General features: G+C 65.9%; 18 protein-coding genes and 1 tRNA gene. 6 read left to right on the top strand and 13 right to left on the bottom strand.

Annotation, left to right across the window (positions count from 1 at the left end):
* Window positions 1-121 precede the first annotated feature (121 nt).
* The 3 genes from F614_RS0100860 to uvrB all read right to left on the bottom strand — a co-directional run bounded on the left by F614_RS0100860 (window position 122) and on the right by uvrB (window position 3720).
* The gene (locus F614_RS0100860) at window positions 122-490 is read right to left on the bottom strand and encodes a DsrE family protein (protein ID WP_018866315.1); all 369 of its coding nucleotides are present in this window, start codon (window positions 488-490) and stop codon (window positions 122-124) included.
* A gap of 114 nt (window positions 491-604) precedes the next feature.
* On the bottom strand, window positions 605-1648 hold the full coding sequence (gene nagZ, locus F614_RS0100855; protein ID WP_019558034.1) for a beta-N-acetylhexosaminidase: 1044 nt from the start codon (window positions 1646-1648) through the stop codon (window positions 605-607).
* Window positions 1649-1689: 41 nt separating this feature from the next.
* Window positions 1690-3720, bottom strand: coding sequence for an excinuclease ABC subunit UvrB (gene uvrB / locus F614_RS0100850; protein ID WP_018866313.1), 2031 nt, complete (start codon window positions 3718-3720; stop codon window positions 1690-1692).
* Between the two features lie 84 nt (window positions 3721-3804).
* Here uvrB and F614_RS0100845 point away from each other — a divergent pair, with 84 nt between their 5' ends.
* Complete coding sequence (locus F614_RS0100845; RefSeq protein ID WP_018866312.1) at window positions 3805-4995, top strand: pyridoxal phosphate-dependent aminotransferase; 1191 nt, start codon at window positions 3805-3807, stop codon at window positions 4993-4995.
* Window positions 4996-5078: 83 nt separating this feature from the next.
* Window positions 5079-5154 (top strand) — tRNA-Asn (locus F614_RS0100840).
* Between the two features lie 66 nt (window positions 5155-5220).
* Here the strand turns inward: F614_RS0100840 and F614_RS0100835 are convergent.
* Window positions 5221-6141, bottom strand: a complete 921-nt coding sequence (locus F614_RS0100835; protein WP_018875474.1) for a cytochrome c — start codon at window positions 6139-6141, stop codon at window positions 5221-5223.
* 9 nt (window positions 6142-6150) lie between these two features.
* Window positions 6151-6618, bottom strand: coding sequence for a cytochrome c (locus tag F614_RS0100830; protein ID WP_018866310.1), 468 nt, complete (start codon window positions 6616-6618; stop codon window positions 6151-6153).
* A gap of 215 nt (window positions 6619-6833) precedes the next feature.
* Between F614_RS0100830 and F614_RS0100825 the strand changes: the two genes are divergently transcribed.
* Window positions 6834-7508: an L-fuculose-phosphate aldolase gene (locus F614_RS0100825; protein WP_019558033.1), complete on the top strand. Its 675-nt coding sequence runs from the start codon at window positions 6834-6836 to the stop codon at window positions 7506-7508.
* 13 nt (window positions 7509-7521) lie between these two features.
* Here F614_RS0100825 and F614_RS0100820 read toward each other — a convergent pair whose 3' ends face one another.
* Complete coding sequence (locus tag F614_RS0100820) at window positions 7522-8082, bottom strand: NUDIX domain-containing protein (protein ID WP_018866308.1); 561 nt, start codon at window positions 8080-8082, stop codon at window positions 7522-7524.
* A gap of 123 nt (window positions 8083-8205) precedes the next feature.
* Between F614_RS0100820 and hspQ the strand changes: the two genes are divergently transcribed.
* The 3 genes from hspQ to F614_RS0100805 are packed head-to-tail and all read left to right on the top strand — an operon-like array spanning window position 8206 to window position 10975.
* The gene (hspQ, locus tag F614_RS0100815; RefSeq protein ID WP_018866307.1) at window positions 8206-8526 is read left to right on the top strand and encodes a heat shock protein HspQ; all 321 of its coding nucleotides are present in this window, start codon (window positions 8206-8208) and stop codon (window positions 8524-8526) included.
* A 55-nt stretch (window positions 8527-8581) separates the two neighbouring features.
* On the top strand, window positions 8582-10273 hold the full coding sequence (gene ilvD, locus F614_RS0100810; protein ID WP_019558032.1) for a dihydroxy-acid dehydratase: 1692 nt from the start codon (window positions 8582-8584) through the stop codon (window positions 10271-10273).
* Window positions 10274-10288: 15 nt separating this feature from the next.
* Window positions 10289-10975, top strand: coding sequence for a rhomboid family intramembrane serine protease (locus tag F614_RS0100805; protein ID WP_018875469.1), 687 nt, complete (start codon window positions 10289-10291; stop codon window positions 10973-10975).
* A gap of 24 nt (window positions 10976-10999) precedes the next feature.
* Here F614_RS0100805 and galU read toward each other — a convergent pair whose 3' ends face one another.
* From galU to rpsA, 7 genes are all read right to left on the bottom strand, one after another.
* Entirely contained in the window at window positions 11000-11887 is an 888-nt protein-coding gene (gene galU / locus F614_RS0100800; RefSeq protein WP_018866304.1) for a UTP--glucose-1-phosphate uridylyltransferase GalU, read from the bottom strand.
* A 105-nt stretch (window positions 11888-11992) separates the two neighbouring features.
* Window positions 11993-12274, bottom strand: a complete 282-nt coding sequence (locus F614_RS0100795; protein WP_018866303.1) for a ComEA family DNA-binding protein — start codon at window positions 12272-12274, stop codon at window positions 11993-11995.
* A gap of 127 nt (window positions 12275-12401) precedes the next feature.
* On the bottom strand, window positions 12402-13145 hold the full coding sequence (gene pyrF, locus F614_RS0100790; protein WP_155986816.1) for an orotidine-5'-phosphate decarboxylase: 744 nt from the start codon (window positions 13143-13145) through the stop codon (window positions 12402-12404).
* A complete protein-coding gene (locus F614_RS0100785) occupies window positions 13142-14374 on the bottom strand; it encodes a tetratricopeptide repeat protein (protein ID WP_018875466.1) in 1233 nt (410 codons plus the stop codon). The genes pyrF and F614_RS0100785 overlap by 4 nt, the downstream gene beginning before the upstream one ends.
* Window positions 14375-14440: 66 nt before the next feature.
* Window positions 14441-14758, bottom strand: coding sequence for a lipopolysaccharide assembly protein LapA domain-containing protein (locus tag F614_RS0100780; RefSeq protein WP_019558030.1), 318 nt, complete (start codon window positions 14756-14758; stop codon window positions 14441-14443).
* 7 nt (window positions 14759-14765) lie between these two features.
* Window positions 14766-15062: an integration host factor subunit beta gene (locus tag F614_RS14130; RefSeq protein ID WP_018866299.1), complete on the bottom strand. Its 297-nt coding sequence runs from the start codon at window positions 15060-15062 to the stop codon at window positions 14766-14768.
* 93 nt (window positions 15063-15155) lie between these two features.
* On the bottom strand, window positions 15156-16862 hold the full coding sequence (gene rpsA / locus F614_RS0100770) for a 30S ribosomal protein S1 (protein WP_255349356.1): 1707 nt from the start codon (window positions 16860-16862) through the stop codon (window positions 15156-15158).
* Window positions 16863-16869: the final 7 nt, after the last annotated feature.

Genomic DNA, 16869 nt, shown 5'->3' with positions numbered 1-16869 from the left:
GTGTCGGTGCGGGAAATCATGTCCGAGCATCCGGAGCGAGGCAAGCTCGCAAATTCCGGACCCCGGAAACGCAACCGGCCGGCACAAGGGCCGGCCGGCTGGCAGACGAAGGTCGAGGACCTTAGTAGGTGAAGGTCACCGTGTCGTCGTCCATCGCTTCGGAGATCACGTAGGCGCCGCCCACGGTTTCCTCGATTTCCGGGATCAGGTCGTTGCCCCACAGATCCAGGGTCGGGGTGCAGACCTTCATCACGACTCCGGCCTCGTGGGCATCCTTCATGAAGTCGTAGACGCTCTTGCTGGAGCCTTCCTGCACGAACAGGTTTTCGGCCACGCCCTTCTTGGCGAGTTCGCCGGCACGACCGGTCATCACGACTTCAACGTCGTATTCCATCGCGGCGGCGACAGTGGCCTGGAAGAACGGGGCACCCAGTTCGGAAGCGTTGCTCGGGTCGGTGTTGACCATGACGATCAGGAGCTTGTCGGCCATTTTGGATCTCCAACTTCAGTGGTGAGTGTGAATATTACTAGCTGCTCAATCGCAGACCGGTGGCGCATTATAGGCGCCTCGACGCGCGGGCGCCAATGCGCCGCCCGGCACGGTTCAGGCGGTGGCGAGCTGGCTTGCGCGGAGCCAGCGATCGAGCTGCGCGCGAAGCGCCGGGAGGCGGTTTGGATCGGCATCGACGGGCCGTGCGCGCAGGCGTTCCAGGCGGCGCGCCGACTCGGCGGACAGGGGCTGATCCACCTGGGCCTCCAGGATCCGGTCGGCCTGTTCCGGCTCGTTGCAGATCAGCACCATGTCGCAGCCGGCGGCGCGTGCGGCGGCCGCCCGTTCCGCGGGGTCGCCGATCCCCTCGGCGCCGGCCATCGCCAGGTCATCGCTGAGGATGGCGCCGCGATAGCGCAGTTCGCGGCGGAGGATGTCCTGCAGCCAGACACGCGAGAATCCGGCGGGATAGCCGTCGACCTGAGGGTACAGGACGTGCGCCGGCATGATCCCCTCGAGATCTCCAAGCACGGGCCGGAAGGCCTCGAGATCCTGATTCTCGATTTCGGACAGGGGGCGATCATCCACCGGCAGCGCGACATGGGAATCCGCCTTCACGGCACCGTGCCCCGGGAAGTGCTTGCCGACCGCGGCCATGCCGGCGGCAGCCAGGCCCCGGATCAGTTCGCCGGCGAGGCGTGCGATCACGTCCGGGTCGTAATGAAACGCCCGGTCGCCGATGACGTCACTGATCTCCAGATCGCGGTCGAGGACGGGCGTGAAACTGAAATCGATATCCAGTGCGCGCAGTTCCCGCGCGAGCAGCTCGCCGGTCGCATGCGCCAGTTCACAGGCCTTGTTGCGGTCGCAGTCGTAGACGTGGCCCAGCTGGCGCATGGGCGGGATCGCAGTGAAACCCTCGCGCAGGCGCTGCACGCGCCCGCCTTCCTGATCCACGGCGATCAGGATGCCGGGGCGCTCGGCGCGGATCGCGGCGACCAGCGCCTGGATCTGCGCCGGCGTGCCGGCATTGCGGGCAAACAGGATCACCCCGCCGGTGGCGGGATGTCGCAGGCGTTCGCGATCTTCCGGGGTGAGTTCGATTCCGGTGACGTCGAGCATCACCGGACCCAGGGGCAAGGGGTCGTTCTGGGACATCACTCAAGGCTCGAATCGGCGCTCCCGCGGGAGCCATCTTTTCAGGATAGCGAGGCTTCGGGGAGAAAGGCGAGTGCCTTGAGCTTCTCGATGCGATCGCGGATGCGGGCCGCCTCCTCGAATTCGAGGTCGCGTGCTTTTGCGAACATCTCCTGTTCGAGGCGCTCGATCTCCTTCGCCGCGTTCTCCGGCGCCCCCAGATAATCAGCGCCCTCCTCCGCGACCTTCCGCCCGCGGCGGCCGCTGGAACCGGGCGTGGCGTTGCGCGCCTCGAGGATGTCCGCGATGTTCTTGCGGATGCCCTGGGGCGTGATGCCGTGGGCCTCGTTGTGCTCGATCTGTTTGGCCCGGCGGCGCTCGGTCTCGTCGATGGCGCGTTGCATGGAGCCGGTGATCTTGTCGGAGTAGAGGATGGCCTTGCCGTTCACGTTGCGCGCGGCGCGGCCGATGGTCTGGATCAGCGAGCGGTCGGAGCGCAGGAAGCCCTCCTTGTCCGCGTCCAGGATCGCCACCAGGGAGACCTCGGGCATATCCAGCCCTTCGCGCAGCAGGTTGATCCCGACCAGGACGTCGAACTCCCCCAGTCGCAGGTCGCGGATGATCTCCATGCGTTCCACCGTGTCGATATCCGAGTGCAGATAGCGCACGCGCACGCCGTGTTCGGTGAGGTAATCCGTCAGGTCCTCGGCCATGCGCTTGGTCAGGGTGGTGATGAGAACCCGTTCGTCGCGTTCGACGCGATCGCGCACCTCCGAGAGGACGTCGTCCACCTGCGTACCGGCCGGACGGACCTCCAGTTCCGGGTCCAGCAGCCCGGTCGGGCGGACCACCTGGTCGACAATCGCCCCGGCATGTTCGCGCTCGTACGGGCCGGGGGTGGCCGAGACGTAGATCGTCTGCGGCATCAGGGCCTCGAACTCCTCGAAACGCAGCGGACGGTTGTCCAGAGCCGATGGCAGGCGGAAGCCGTATTCCACCAGGGTCTCCTTGCGCGAGCGGTCGCCCTTGTACATCCCCCCGACCTGCGGCACCGAGACATGGGATTCGTCGATGACCAGCAGCGCATCCTTCGGCAGGTAGTCGAAAAAGGTCGGCGGCGGCTCGCCCGGGGCGCGTCCGGAGAGGTAGCGCGAGTAGTTTTCGATCCCGTTGCAGTACCCGATCTCCAGGATCATCTCCAGGTCGAACAGCGTGCGTTGTTCCAGACGCTGAGCCTCGACCAGCCGATCCTCCTTGCGCAGGAAGTCCAGGCGCTCCTTGAGTTCGTCGCGGATGTGGTCCACGGCCTCCAGCAGGGTCTCGCGCGGTGTTACGTAGTGCGTCTTGGGGTAGATCGTCAGACGCGGCACCGTGCGCAGCTGTTCGCCGGTTAGCGGATCGAAGTACGACAGCCGCTCCACCTCGTCGTCGAACAGCTCGATGCGCACCGCCTCGCTGTCGGATTCCGCCGGGTGGATGTCGATCACCTCGCCGCGTACGCGGTAGGTGGCGCGGCGCAGCTCGGTGTCGTTGCGGGTGTACTGCAGCTCCGCCAGACGGCGCAGCAGGTCGCGCTGGTCGATCCGGTCGCCGCGCTCCACGTGCAGCACCATCGACAGATACTTGCGCGGGTCGCCCAGGCCGTAGATGGCCGACACCGAGGCCACGATGATTGCGTCGCGCCGCTCCAGCAGCGCACGGGTGGCGGACAGGCGCATCTGCTCAATGTGATCGTTGATCGAGGCGTCCTTCTCGATGTAGGTGTCCGACGACGGGACGTAGGCCTCCGGCTGGTAGTAGTCGTAGTAGGAAACGAAGTACTCCACCGTGTTGTGCGGGAAGAACTCCTTGAATTCCCCGTACAACTGCGCCGCCAGCGTCTTGTTGGGTGCCAGGATGATGGTGGGGCGCTGTACCTGCTCGATCACGTTGGCGATGGTGAAGGTCTTGCCCGATCCGGTTACGCCGAGCAAGACCTGGTGCGCGAGGCCGGCCTCCAGCCCTTCGGTCAGCGCACGGATCGCCGTCGGCTGATCGCCCGCCGGCTGATACTCCGATACGACCTTGAATTGTTCGCCTTCGCCTGGCTGCACCTTATCCTCCGCGCCTGATTTCAGTATCATTTCGCCCCGACCGCCCGCGCGGCCCATCGACCCGATCACACAGAGGCCTACCCCTTGGATATCGAGCTTTCCGACCGCGTCCAGCGCATCCAGCCCTCCCCCACTCTCGCCGTCAGCGCGCTGGCCGCTCAGCTTCGCGCGGAGGGGCGGGACATCGTCGGGCTGGGGGCCGGAGAACCGGATTTCGATACCCCCGAGCATATCAAGCAGGCGGCGGTGGACGCGCTTGCCCGCGGAGAAACCAAGTACACTCCGGTGGACGGTACGGCCAGCCTCAAGGCGGCCATCATCCGCAAATTCGATCGCGACAACGGCCTGACGTTCACCCCTGACCAGATCCTGGTGTCCTCCGGTGGCAAGCAAAGCATCTTCAATCTCTGCCAGGCCCTGCTGAATCCCGGGGACGAGGTCGTGATCCCCGCCCCCTACTGGGTGTCCTACCCGGATATCGCCCTGCTGGCCGGGGCGCGCCCGGTGATCGTCAGCGCCGAGCAGGATGCCGGCTTCCGCATCACCGGGGAACAGCTGGAGGCCGCGATCACCCCGAACACCCGCCTGGTGTTCCTGAACAGCCCGTCCAATCCCACGGGCGCGGCGTATTCGGCCGCCGAGTTGACCGAACTGGCCGAGGTGCTGCGGCGCCACCCCCGTGTGGTCATTGCCACGGATGACATGTACGAACATATCCGGTTTGGCTCGGCCCCGTTCGTGAACATCGTCAACGTCGCCCCGGATCTGCTCGAGCGCACCGTGGTGCTGAATGGCGTATCCAAGGCCTATGCGATGACCGGCTGGCGCATCGGCTACGCCGGTGGTCCGAAGAACCTGATCGCGGCGATGAAGAAGATCCAGTCGCAAAGCACCTCCAATCCGACCTCCATTGCCCAGGCCGGCGCCGAGGCCGCATTGAACGGCGACCAGGGCTGCGTGGTGGCCATGTGTTCGGCCTTCGCCGAGCGCGCTCGCCACGTCGTGGACGGCCTCAATGCCATCGAGGGGCTCGACTGCCTCATGCCGGACGGCACCTTCTACTGCTTCCCTCGCGTCACCGGCCTGATGGCGGCAGCCGATATCGACACCGACGTCGCCCTGACCAAGCAGCTGCTGGACGAGGTGGGCGTGGCCCTGGTTCCGGGGAGCGCCTTCGGCGCGCCGGGCCATGTGCGTGTCTCGTTCGCCACCAGCGTGGACCAGCTCGACAAGGCCCTGGAGCGCCTGCGCGAGTTCGTGGCGCGCCACCACTGACACCGGGTACGGCGGCGAAACGCGTCGGGCGGCCAGATTTTCCTTGACGCCCCCGCCCCGCCCGATTAGGATTTGCGCCCAATTCCCCGGTAGCTCAGTCGGTAGAGCGGGTGACTGTTAATCACTAGGTCGGCGGTTCGAGCCCGTCCCGGGGAGCCAGACAAAGAAAAAGCCAGGTCACCATGACCTGGCTTTTTTCGTTTGGGGGGTTACGGTCCCGTTACCCTACTCTGGCTCGTGCTCGAGGGGCTCCAGCGACTGCAGGTAGACGGCAATCGCGCGGCGGTCTTCGTCGGTCAGATGAGCGGTGCCGTGGTCGATCACGTCGGCCATGGCGCCGCCGGCAAAGTCGCCGTCGCGGGTCAGGCCCATCTCCAGGTAGCGGGCGATATGGCGTTCGCCCCAGCGTCCGATGCCGGTCTCGCGATCCGGGGTGATGTTCGAGGCGACATCCCCGTCCGGCAGGCGGGCCCCGGCGCCCAGCCGCTCCAGGTCGAGACCGCCGGTCCGAGTGCGCGGGGTGTGGCACTCCATGCAGTGGCCGAGGGCCAGGGTCAGGTAGGCGCCGCGGTTCCACGGCTCCGATTCGTCCGGGTCGGGTTCGAAGGCCCCCGGCTCGAAATGCAGCCACTTCCAGCCCATCAGGGACGGCCGGAACCGCGCGTACCAGACCAGATCGTGCGGCGTGTTCTCCCGCGCCACAGGCTCGACCTCGGCCTGCAGGAAGGCCCACAAGGCCTCGATGTCCTCGTCCTTCATGCGGGTGTAGGAGGTAAACGGAAACGCGGGATAGTAATGCCGTCCGTCCGGCCCGCGGCCCTGCTGGAGCGCGCGCTTGAAGTCGTCCTCGGACCATCCGCCGATGCCGTGTTCCGGATCCGGCGTGATGTTGGGCCCGTAGAACACGCCAAAGGGGCTCTCGATGGGGCGCCCGCCGGCCAGAAACTCGCCGTCTTCCGCCGTGTGGCAGGTGACACAGCCCCCGGCCCGCAGGACGTACTCGCCATAGGCGATGCGATCCTCCGCGTCCGCCTCGGGCTCCAGCTCACCGATCGAGGTGTCCGCCTGTATGGGGGCGGACCCGATCAGGCCGGCAAGACAGAGGGCCGGCAGCCAGGCTGTCGGCCCTCGTTTGGTACCCGCCATTGCCACCGATCAGTCGCGGCGGAAGTCGTCGTGGCAGGCCTGACAGGACTGCCCGAGGTTGCGGAAGCGAATGGCGTATTCGTCTTCGTTGCCCGCCTCCACGGCGGCATGGAGCGCCTCGGCGGCCTCGCGGGTGTCGTTGGAGAGTTCCTCGAAGCGCTCCCAGTCATCCCAGATCTCTTCCTTGGCATCGGTATCCGGGAAGTCGCTGCCCTCGGGGAACAGGCTGGGGATATCCTGACTGAGCGCCACCAGCTGGCTGGTGTGCATCTCGAGGTTGTCCCCGAAATCGGCTCCATCCACGACCACGGCGGCGATGGCCCCGACGTTCCCGCCGATCGCGCGCATCACGCCCTGACGGTAGTCGATGGTCGCCTCGTGTTCGTCAAAGGCGTGGACGGTGCTGCCAGCGCTCAACCCGAGGGTGAGCGCGGCGGCCACGGCCGAGGCGGTGACAAGACGTGCGGCATTCTTCATGGTGCTTCCTCCCTGTAACGAAAAGAATCTCGCCCGTGGCGGGCGAGCCGAAGCCTGAACGCTACCCGAGAACTGTAGACGACCCGCCGGCCGCCTTGCCACGGGGCGAAGGGTCCCGCGAAAACTCGCCAGACCTGCCCCATTGACCCTGCTCCGCGCGCGGGGTTCCCGGAGGCCCGTTACAATCGCCCGGCACCCAGTCGTCTGGTACCCACATGCACGAATACACCCTCCCACCCGCCGACGCGACCGCCTTGCGCGAGGCCGTCATCCGCGCCGGCCTGGAGACCAACCGCCGTGGCCTCAATCAGGGCACGTCGGGCAACATCAGTGTGCGCCTGGGCGATGGCATGCTGATCACGCCATCCGGTGTGCCCTACGAGGCCCTGCGTCCGGAGGACCTGGTGTACGTGGATGCCGCCGGGCGCTGGGACCCGCAGCGCAAGCCCTCCAGCGAGTGGCACTTCCACCGCGCGATCCTGCAGGCCCGCCCGGAGCTGGGCGCGGTTGTCCACGTGCACTCTGTGTACGCCAGCGTGGTGGCCATCCAGGGACGCGACATCCCTGCCCTGCACTACATGATCGCGGCGGCGGGCGGGAACTCCATTCGCTGCGCGCCGTATGCGACCTTCGGTACGGAGGCGCTTTCGCGCCTGGCGGTTGAGGCCCTCGAGGACCGTACTGCCTGTCTACTCGCCAACCACGGCATGATCGCCACCGGGCCGGACCTTGAGCGGGCCCTGTGGCTCACCGAGGAAGTCGAGCTGCTGGCGCGCCAGTACGTCCTGAGTCTGCAGATCGGCGGGCCCGCGCTGCTGGATGACGCGGAGATGGACCGGGTGCTGGAGAAGTTCCGCCACTACGGGCCGCAGCGCGACGCGCCACAATAGTTGGCAGAATGGTTCAGAGCCCCGGCACCGCTTCGTCCGCCTCCGGCAACGGCGCCGAGCGCGGGGCGAAGTCGATCCGCTCGCGGGTTTCCAGGTAATGACGCAGCGCCCAGCTCACGGACGGGAACGCGCGTTCCTCCAGCGGCGGCAAGGCGTCGAACGGGAACAGCTTCACCTCTTCGGACTCCGGGCCGGGGGCGATCGTGTCGCTCAGCAGGCGCGCCCGGTAGATCATCTGCACATGCCCGACGTGCGGCACGCTGTACACCCCCAGCAACTGATCGACTTCCAGCTCCGCGCGGGCCTCTTCCCAGGCCTCGCGGCGGGCGCCCTCACCCGGGCTCTCGCCCTTTTCCATGAAACCGGCCGGCAGGGTCCAGTAACCTCGGCGGGGCTCGATCGCCCGGCGACATAGCAGGACGCGATCCTCCCATATGGCCACGCTCCCGACGATGATTCGCGGGTTCTCGTAGTCCACGAAGCCACAATGGTCACAGACGCGGCGCTCGCGATCATCGCCCTGCGGGACTTCGTTGTGGAAACGTGGACTCAGGCCGGTCGGGTTACGATTCATGGCGGTTCCGTGAGGGCGTGTCAGGAGCTGCAAACAGGTAAACCGGCGCGGCGTGCCCTGAACATGCAACGCCGGTGGCGGTCCACAATAGAAAAGGCGCACCGACGCAGTACAGAGGGGATCATGACCACACGCACACGCTTTACCGTCGGTGAACTGGTTCACCATACCAAGTTCGATTACCGCGGTGTGATCGTCGATGTGGACCCGGTATACGCCGGTTCCGATGAATGGTACGAGACGGTGGCCAGGAGTCGTCCGCCGAAGGATCAGCCGTGGTATCACGTACTGGTGGATGGCTATTCGCACAGCACCTACGTGGCCGAACGCCACCTGGAACCGGATCCGCGCGGGGAGCAGATCGAGCATCCGGCCCTCGGGCAGTTCTTTGACCGGTTCATGAATGGACGCTATTCGCGCCACGGGGATCCCGGCGCCCATTGATCGCGGCCGCCGCTTCTTGGGGCACCCCGTTCAACCCAATACGACAGGGACGCATATGGCACAGGACAACCGGCGCAGTCGCGTCGTCACCGAAGGCCCCCGCCGGACGCCGAATCGCGCGATGCTGCGCGCGGTCGGTTTCGGAGATGACGATTTTCGGCGCCCGATCGTGGGGATCGCCAACGCCCACAGCACCATCACCCCCTGCAATATGGGGATCGGCGCCCTCGCCGCCCGCGCCGAGCAGGCGGTGCGTCAGGCCGGGGGCATGCCCCAGACCTTCGGCACAATCACCATCTCCGACGGCATCTCGATGGGCACCCCCGGGATGAAGTACTCCCTGGTCTCGCGCGAGGTCATCGCGGATGCCATCGAGACGGTCGTCAATGGCCAGAGCCTGGACGGCATCCTGGCCACCGGTGGCTGCGACAAGAACATGCCCGGAGCGATGATCGCGCTGGCCCGGCTCAATGTGCCCGGGATCTTCGTCTACGGTGGCACGATCAAGCCGGGGCACTACAAGGATCAGGACCTGACCATTGTCAGCGCCTTCGAGGCCGTGGGCCAGCATGGGGCTGGCAAGCTATCCGACGAGGATCTGCTCGGCGTGGAGAAGAACGCCTGCCCCGGCGCCGGTTCCTGTGGCGGCATGTTTACCGCCAACACCATGTCCAGCGCTTTCGAGGCCATGGGGATGAGCCTGCCCGGGTCCTCCACCCAGGCGGCGGAGGACCCGGAAAAGGGCGATTCCGCGGCGCGTTCGGCGGAGGTCCTGCTGGACGCAATCCACGCCAACCGCCGGCCACGCGACATTCTGACCCGCGAGGCCTTCGAGAATGCCCTCGCCGTGGTCATGGCGCTGGGCGGTTCCACCAATGCCGTACTCCATCTGCTGGCGATCGCGCACGCGGCGGATGTGCCGCTGGACATCGACGATGTCGAGCGGGTTCGACGCAAGGTCCCGGTCCTGTGCGACCTGAAGCCTTCCGGGCGCTATGTCACCACCCAGTTCCATGCGGTGGGCGGGACACCCCAGGTGATGAAGATGCTGCTGGATGCCGGGTGGTTGCACGGCGATTGCCTGACCATCACCGGCGCGACGCTGGCCGAGACCCTGCGCGATATCCCTCCGACTCCCCCGGAGGACCAGGACATCATTCGCCCCCTCGACCGGCCGCTGTATCCACACGGGCACCTGGCCATCCTCAAGGGGAATCTGGCCGCCGAGGGCGCCGTGGCCAAGATCACTGGTCTCAAGCGGACCGCGATCTCGGGCCCCGCGCGCTGCTTTGATTCCGAGGAAGAATGCCTGGACGCGATCCTGGCCGGACGGATCCAGGCGGGGGATATCCTGGTCATCCGCTACGAGGGGCCGCGCGGCGGGCCCGGCATGCGCGAGATGCTGGCCCCCACCGCGGCCATTATCGGGGCTGGTCTGGGCGATGCGGTCGGCCTGATTACCGATGGTCGCTTCTCCGGCGGCACCTACGGGATGGTGGTTGGCCATGTCGCGCCGGAGGCCGCTGTCGGCGGAACGATCGCGCTGGTCCAGGATGGGGACGTCATCGAGATTGATGCCGGCGAGAACCGGCTGGCCCTCCAGGTCGATGACGCCGAGCTGGAGCGTAGGCAGTCCCTCTGGACGGCCCCCGCCCCGCGCTTTGATCGCGGGGTGCTGGCCAAGTATGCCCGGCTGGTGGGTTCGGCGAGCCGGGGCGCCGTGACCGACGACTTCAGCGGCACCTGACGCCCGCCCGCGCCCATGACGCATCCGGATCCGCGGCACCCCGATTTCAGCATGCTGCCGCCGGTGATCGGCTTCCTGCTGATCACCAACGTCGCTCTGTTTCTCGCGATGCCCTGGCTGGGGGACTGGCTCGTCAACCATTTCGGGCTCTGGCCCGTCGGCACCCCCGCCACTATCCACCAGGACGGCACTTGGATGCGGGTCCCGGACTTCCAGTTATGGCAGCTGGTGACCTACGGCTTCCTGCACGGCGGCCCGATTCACCTGTTCGTGAACCTGTTTGCCGTGTGGATGCTGGGGGTGCAGATCGAGAATGCCTGGGGCTCGCGCACTTTCGCCGTGTATTTCCTGGTCTGCGTGATCGGGGCCGGGCTGGTGCAGCTGTTCGTGACCGCCTACGGCAACGGCGACATGATCTATCCGACCATCGGCGCGTCGGGGGGCGTATTCGGGGTGCTGCTGGCGTTCGGGATGATGTTCCCCAACCAGCGCCTGTTCCTGATCTTCCTGCCGATTCCGATCAAGGCGAAGTATTTCGTCATCGGCTACGGGGCGCTGGAACTGTACCTGGGAATCTCGGGCACCCTCGCCGGCATCGCCCACTTCGCCCACCTGGGCGGCATGGCCTTCGGCTTCTTGCTGATCCAGTACTGGCGAGGCCGCCTGCCCATCCGGCCGCGCCAGCGCCGTTTCTGGTGGTAGCGGCCCGGGTTGTGACGGACTCGATCAGCCCGCCGAGCGGGCCCGGAGGTATGCGGCGAAGTCGTCCTTCAGTTCCGGATGGTTGAGTGCAAACTCCACCGTGGCCTCCAGGTAACCCAGCTTCGACCCACAGTCGAAGCGACGCCCCTCGAAGTTGAAGGCCGTCACCCGTTCCAGTTCGAGCAGGCGTGCGATCGCGTCCGTCAGCTGGATCTCGCCGCCCGCCCCCGGCTTCTGGGTCGCCAGCATTTCGAAGATCTTCGGGGTCAGGACATAGCGCCCGACCACCGCGACACTGGACGGCGCATGGTCGGGGTCGGGCTTTTCCACGATGCCCTTGACGTCCCAGCTGCGCGGTCCGGTCTGCACCGGGTCGATAATGCCGTACTGGTGGGTGCGATCGGGCGGTACCTCCTCCACCCCAAGGACGCTGCAGCCGTGCTCGGCGTACTGCTCGACCATCTGCCGCGTCGCCCCGCCGTTGGCCGATTCGATCAGGTCATCGGCCAGGATTACCGCGAAGGGTTCGTTGCGGACGATCGGATGCGCGCAGGCCACCGCATGTCCGAGACCGAGTGCGTCGGACTGACGCACATAGACGCAGGTCACATTGGGGGGAACGATGTTCCGAACCTGCTCGAGCAGTTCGGTCTTGCCCCGCTCTTCCAGCTCGTGTTCGAGTTCGTAGGCCTTGTCGAAGTGATCCGGAATGGATCGCTTGTTTCGCCCGGTCACGAACACCAGGGTCTCGATGCCCGCGGCCACCGCCTCCTCCGCCGCGTACTGGATCAACGGCTTGTCCACGACCGGAAGCATCTCTTTCGGGTTTGCCTTGGTCGCCGGCAGAAAGCGCGTACCCATCCCGGCAACCGGGAACACGGCGGTACGGATCGGGGCGTGATTCTGGCTCATTCCTTCTCCTGGTGACTTCACAGCAAACCCCCGGCCAACGCATCCTTTCGGACCCGTCGACCGGGGGCCGGTAGTAAGTGGCGGCCCATGCCGCCACCCGTCTCGCTACTCGACGACGATGCGGTCGAGGTTCATCTCCACGGTGCGCTCGCCAATCCCGGACACCTCGGTCAGGGCCTGGACCGAGGCGAAGTCACCGTGTGCCTCGCGGTGCTCCACAATGGCTTGCGCCTTGACCGGTCCCACGTTCTCCAGTGCGGCCAGCTCGTCGGCCGATGCCCCGTTCAGGTTAACTGGCTGGCCACCCGAGGCGGTCACCATGACCAGTGGCAGGACACAGAGGCCCGCCAGGGCCCAGCACTTCGCGCATTGGAACAGCTTGTTCATGAAAACGCTCCTTATCTTCGTTGAACGATCGGTGCATCCGTGCACCGCGGGGTAGACCCGGATTCCAACCTTCAATCCGCGACTACCCCGGGCATCCTAGCGAGAACAGCCCCGCCGGAAAACCCCCTCATTCCACGGCGTCATTCGGCATGTTCAGGCGTGTGACGAAGGCCTCCATCGCCGCGGCCGGGTCGGGGGCGCGGGTGATCGGCCGGCCGACCACGATCGCGCTGGCGCCCGCCTCCAGGGCCCGCTCGGGGGTCATGACACGCTTCTGGTCATCGCCTCCCGAGTCTTCCAGCCGGATCCCCGGTGTCACCAGCAGTGGCCGCTCGCCCAGCCGGCGCCGCAGCATGGCGGCCTCCTGCGCCGAGCACACCAGGCCCTCCAGCCCCGCCTTTTGTATCGCCAGTTCCCCCAGCAAGCCCACCTGATCGGCCGGCTCGCGACTCACGCCGATCTCACGCAGGGTGCCGGCGTCGCTGGAGGTCAGCACCGTGACGGCCAGAAGCGAGGTTGTGTCGTTGGTTTCGCGTACCGCTTCGTGTGCGGCCCGCATCATCTCCAGGCCGCCGCTGGCATGTACGTTGATCAGCCACACGCCGGTACGCGCCGCGGCCCGGCAGGCAGCCGCCACGGTATTCGGGATGTCGTGAAACTTCAGGTCCAGAAACACCCGAAAGCCGAGGTCGTGGAGCCGTTGCAGCAGCGCCGGACCGGCGACCACGAACAGTTCGAAGCCGACCTTCAGGGCGCACTGCGCCGGGTCGAGTTGTCGGGCGAATGCCAGCGCCGCATCGGCCTCTGCAAAGTCGAGGGCGACGATCAGGCGCGTGGCGGGTTCCGGGGTCACTGTCGTGGGTCGGCTCATGGGTGGTGGCTCCCTTCGCGGATCAACGCCTCCTCGGCGGCTTCCGTCGTCTGGTCGATATCGAAATCAAGCCCGCGCAGGGTATCCCAGCGCCGGCAGCTCGGGCACTGCCATACATGCGCCCGTCCCTGGTAGCCGCAGTTCCCGCATTGGTACAAGTGTTGGCTGCCAAGCTGGTCGGCCAGGGCCTTCTCGAACGCCGAGAATTCCGTGCTGTATTGCTGCACCGCCGGCAGGATCTTCATCCAGCGAACCGCCTCCAGCAGGCCCGAGGTCGGGACCGGGCGTTGCGCCAGGATCTGCCCCAGTTCGGAAAGCGCGGCGTCCAGCCGTCCCGTGCGCCGGTACAGCCGCATCAGGGCAATCCGCGCCATGGTGATCCCGCGACTTCGGGCCAGGTCGTCCAGGAGTTCCTCCAGCTGCCCCAGACGGTTCTCGCCGGGCAGTTCCTGATGCAGGCGCTCGATCCGGGGCACCAGGAGAGGCGCCAGTTGCGGGGTGCGCGCCACGGCATCCCGCCCGAACCGGATCGCCTCGCGGATCTCGCCGGCGCGCGCCGCAATCTCCGACTGGATCAGCAGAGCCCGCGACAGACCGGGAACCAGTTCCTCGGCCTGTTTCGCGCGCGCCCTCGCCTCCTCGTGGTCGTCCTGGTCCAGCGCGATCCGCGCCAGTTCGCAGTGGTAGTGGGCGATCCGCAGCTGTTCATGGGCGACCCCATGCGCCTTCAGCCGGTCGCCCACCTCGATCGCCCGCTCCCATTCCCGCTGGGTTTCGTAGACCTGGCGCAGGCCCTCCAGGGCCGGCACGGCCTGGTGCGGCGAGTCCGCGAGTTCGCGAAAGACGGCCTCGGCCCGGTCCAGCACTCCCGCCAGCAGGAAGTCCTCGCCGAGCTCGCAAAGGGCCTGGGCCCGCTGGGCCGCCGGCAGCGTCGGGCGCGCCACCAGGTTCTGGTGGATGCGAATGGCGCGATCCACCTCGCCCCGGCGCCGGAACAGCCGCCCGAGGATTACATGCGTCTCGAAAGTCTCGTGATCGACCTCCACCATCTCGATGAAGGCCTGCAGCGCATCATCGGTGCGATCATCCAGCAGGTGGCGTACGCCCTCGAGGTAACGATCCAGTGACGGCTCGCGCTCTTCCTGGTCTTCCGGCACGCCATAGCGTGCCAGCCACCAACCACTTGCCGCGGCGAGCGGGAGCAGCAACCAGAACCAGTCATTGATCATCGGCGAGTACGCTCCCCGGGTACGGACAGCGAAACAAAAGGTATGGAAGACCGCATGGCGATGCGGCTAGTAGAAATCCCGCATGGGTGCGGTACGCAGCTGCTCGACCTCGACCTTGAGGGCATGGTTCTGCTCGCGCAGGTCGGCGATCTTCTGCCGCAGCCGGCGCAGGCGCAGCCAGAGCACCAGCGAGGCCAGGATCACTCCAAACAAGGCGGCCAACCCGAGGAACACCACCAGGGGGGCCTCGATCTCGAGACCCGGCAACACCAGTGTCACCAGGGCTTCGTTCAGAACAACAAGAATACCGACCGCGGACGAGATCAGGATCAGCGCGACAAACGCCACGGTGTTGCGAATCTTCTGTCGCCGCCGGTCGTCCATGGACGGTCTAGCCGTTTTCGGCTACAGAATCGTTTACCCGTTCGCGCAATTCCTTGCCGGGCTTGAAATGAGGGACATGCTTGCCGGGCAAGGCAACGCCTTCACCGGTCTTGGGGTTCCGGCCCAGTCGGGGTGGCCGGAAGTGCAGCGAAAAGCTGCCAAAGCCGCGAATCTCCACCCGTTGCCCGTTCGCCAGCGCGTGGCTCATGCGTTCGAGCAATGCCTTGACGGACATCTCCACGTCCCTGGCTGGCAGATGAGGTGACTTCCGGGCGAGGTTCTCGATCAATTCCGATTTGGTCATCTGGCACTCGTCACAGACAGGAAGGAAATCCGGTTTCCCGGTACAAAATGGCCCACGGCACCCCTTGGCACCGCGGGCCACGACGGAACGGACTTAGTCGTTCTTGTCCATCTGTTCCTTCAGCAGATCGCCCAGCGTGGTACCGCCGCCGGCATTACTGCCGTAGTCGGAGACCATCTCGGCTTCTTCCGCCCGGTCCTTGGCCTTGATCGACAGGCTGATGGCGCGGGTCTTCTTGTCGACGCCCATGAACTTGGCCTCGACCGTATCGCCCACCTTCAGCACGGTGCTGGCGTCTTCCACGCGGTCCTGGGAGATATCGGCCGCGCGCAGGATGCCGTCGATGCCGTCAGCCAGTTCGACCACGGCTGCCTTGGCGTCCACTTCCTTGACCGTGCCGGAGACAATGCTGCCCTTGCTGTGCTCGGCCACGAAGTTGGCGAACGGATCGCGATCCAGCTGCTTCAGGCCCAGGGAGATACGCTCGCGCTCGGGATCCACGGACAGGACCACGGCCTCGACCTCGTCACCCTTCTTGAAGTTGCGAATGGCTTCTTCGCCCGCTTCGTGCCACGACAGATCGGAAAGGTGGATCAGGCCGTCGATGCCGCCTTCCAGGCCGACAAACACACCGAAATCGGTGATCGACTTGATCTGGCCGCTGACCTTCTCGCCGCGGTTGTGGTTGGCCGCGAAGTCGTCCCACGGATTCGACTGGCACTGCTTCATGCCCAGCGAGATGCGGCGGCGTTCTTCGTCCAGGTCCAGGATCATCACCTCGACCTCGTCGCCGATCGCGACCATCTTGCCCGGGTTGACGTTCTTGTTGGTCCAGTCCATCTCGGACACGTGCACCAGGCCTTCCACGCCGTCTTCGATTTCCACGAAGCAGCCGTAGTCGGTGATGTTGGTGACCTTGCCGAAGATGCGGGTGCCGGTCGGGTAACGGCGGGTGATGTTCTCCCACGGATCCTCGCCCAGCTGCTTCAGGCCCAGCGACACACGCATGCGCTCGCGATCGAACTTCAGGACCTTGACCTCGACTTCCTGGCCGATCTCGACCACGTCGGACGGATGCTTGACGCGCTTCCAGGCCATGTCGGTGATGTGCAGCAGGCCGTCGATGCCGCCCAGATCCAGGAACGCACCGTAATCGGTCAGGTTCTTGACGATGCCCTTGACCTGCGCGCCTTCCTGCAGGTTCTTCAGCAGTTCCTCGCGCTCGGCGCTGTATTCCTGCTCGACCACGGCGCGGCGCGACACGACCACGTTGTTACGGCGGCGATCCAGCTTGATGAGCTTGAACTCCAGCTCCTTGCCTTCCAGGTACGCGGTATCGCGCACCGGACGGACATCCACGAGTGAACCCGGCAGGAACGCCCGGATATCGCCCAGCTCGACGGTGTAACCGCCCTTGACCTTGCCGGAGATCTTGCCGGTGACGTACTGCTCTTCTTCCATCGCACCTTCGAGACGGTCCCAGGCCTTGGCCCGCTTGGCCTTTTCGCGCGACATGCGCGTCTCGCCGAAACCGTCTTCCGGGGTCTCTAGGGCCACTTCGACGACATCGCCGACCTTGACCTCGAGCTCACCCTCGTCGTTCATGAACTGCTCGGTGGGGATGACCCCCTCGGACTTCAGGCCGGCGTTCACCACGACGACGTCCGGGGTGACCTCAATGACGGTGGCACTGAGGATGGCACCCGGCTGCATCTGGGTGTAGGCCATGCTCTCTTCGAGCAGTTGCGCGAAACTTTCACTCATGGATTTGTGAACCTGTGGTTTAACAAATGCTTGCAGAAACTTC

Origin of the sequence: Thioalkalivibrio sp. ALE12, from assembly GCF_000381105.1 — a bacterium.
Classification (GTDB): domain Bacteria; phylum Pseudomonadota; class Gammaproteobacteria; order Ectothiorhodospirales; family Ectothiorhodospiraceae; genus Thioalkalivibrio.
The sequence above is the reverse complement of the archived record's forward strand: the minus strand, read 5'-3'. Positions and strand labels throughout refer to the sequence as shown.

Coding starts and splice junctions, on each gene's coding strand:
- F614_RS0100835 (WP_018875474.1), bottom strand. CDS start 6,141: ATGGCGGGTACCAAACGAGGGCCGACAGCCTGGCTGCCGGCCCTCTGT.
- hspQ (WP_018866307.1), top strand. CDS start 8,206: ATGACCACACGCACACGCTTTACCGTCGGTGAACTGGTTCACCATACC.
- F614_RS14130 (WP_018866299.1), bottom strand. CDS start 15,062: ATGACCAAATCGGAATTGATCGAGAACCTCGCCCGGAAGTCACCTCAT.
- F614_RS0100780 (WP_019558030.1), bottom strand. CDS start 14,758: ATGGACGACCGGCGGCGACAGAAGATTCGCAACACCGTGGCGTTTGTC.
- F614_RS0100795 (WP_018866303.1), bottom strand. CDS start 12,274: ATGAACAAGCTGTTCCAATGCGCGAAGTGCTGGGCCCTGGCGGGCCTC.
- F614_RS0100830 (WP_018866310.1), bottom strand. CDS start 6,618: ATGAAGAATGCCGCACGTCTTGTCACCGCCTCGGCCGTGGCCGCCGCG.
- pyrF (WP_155986816.1), bottom strand. CDS start 13,145: ATGAGCCGACCCACGACAGTGACCCCGGAACCCGCCACGCGCCTGATC.
- ilvD (WP_019558032.1), top strand. CDS start 8,582: ATGGCACAGGACAACCGGCGCAGTCGCGTCGTCACCGAAGGCCCCCGC.
- F614_RS0100820 (WP_018866308.1), bottom strand. CDS start 8,082: ATGAATCGTAACCCGACCGGCCTGAGTCCACGTTTCCACAACGAAGTC.
- nagZ (WP_019558034.1), bottom strand. CDS start 1,648: ATGTCCCAGAACGACCCCTTGCCCCTGGGTCCGGTGATGCTCGACGTC.
- F614_RS0100825 (WP_019558033.1), top strand. CDS start 6,834: ATGCACGAATACACCCTCCCACCCGCCGACGCGACCGCCTTGCGCGAG.
- F614_RS0100785 (WP_018875466.1), bottom strand. CDS start 14,374: ATGATCAATGACTGGTTCTGGTTGCTGCTCCCGCTCGCCGCGGCAAGT.
- galU (WP_018866304.1), bottom strand. CDS start 11,887: ATGAGCCAGAATCACGCCCCGATCCGTACCGCCGTGTTCCCGGTTGCC.
- F614_RS0100860 (WP_018866315.1), bottom strand. CDS start 490: ATGGCCGACAAGCTCCTGATCGTCATGGTCAACACCGACCCGAGCAAC.
- F614_RS0100805 (WP_018875469.1), top strand. CDS start 10,289: ATGACGCATCCGGATCCGCGGCACCCCGATTTCAGCATGCTGCCGCCG.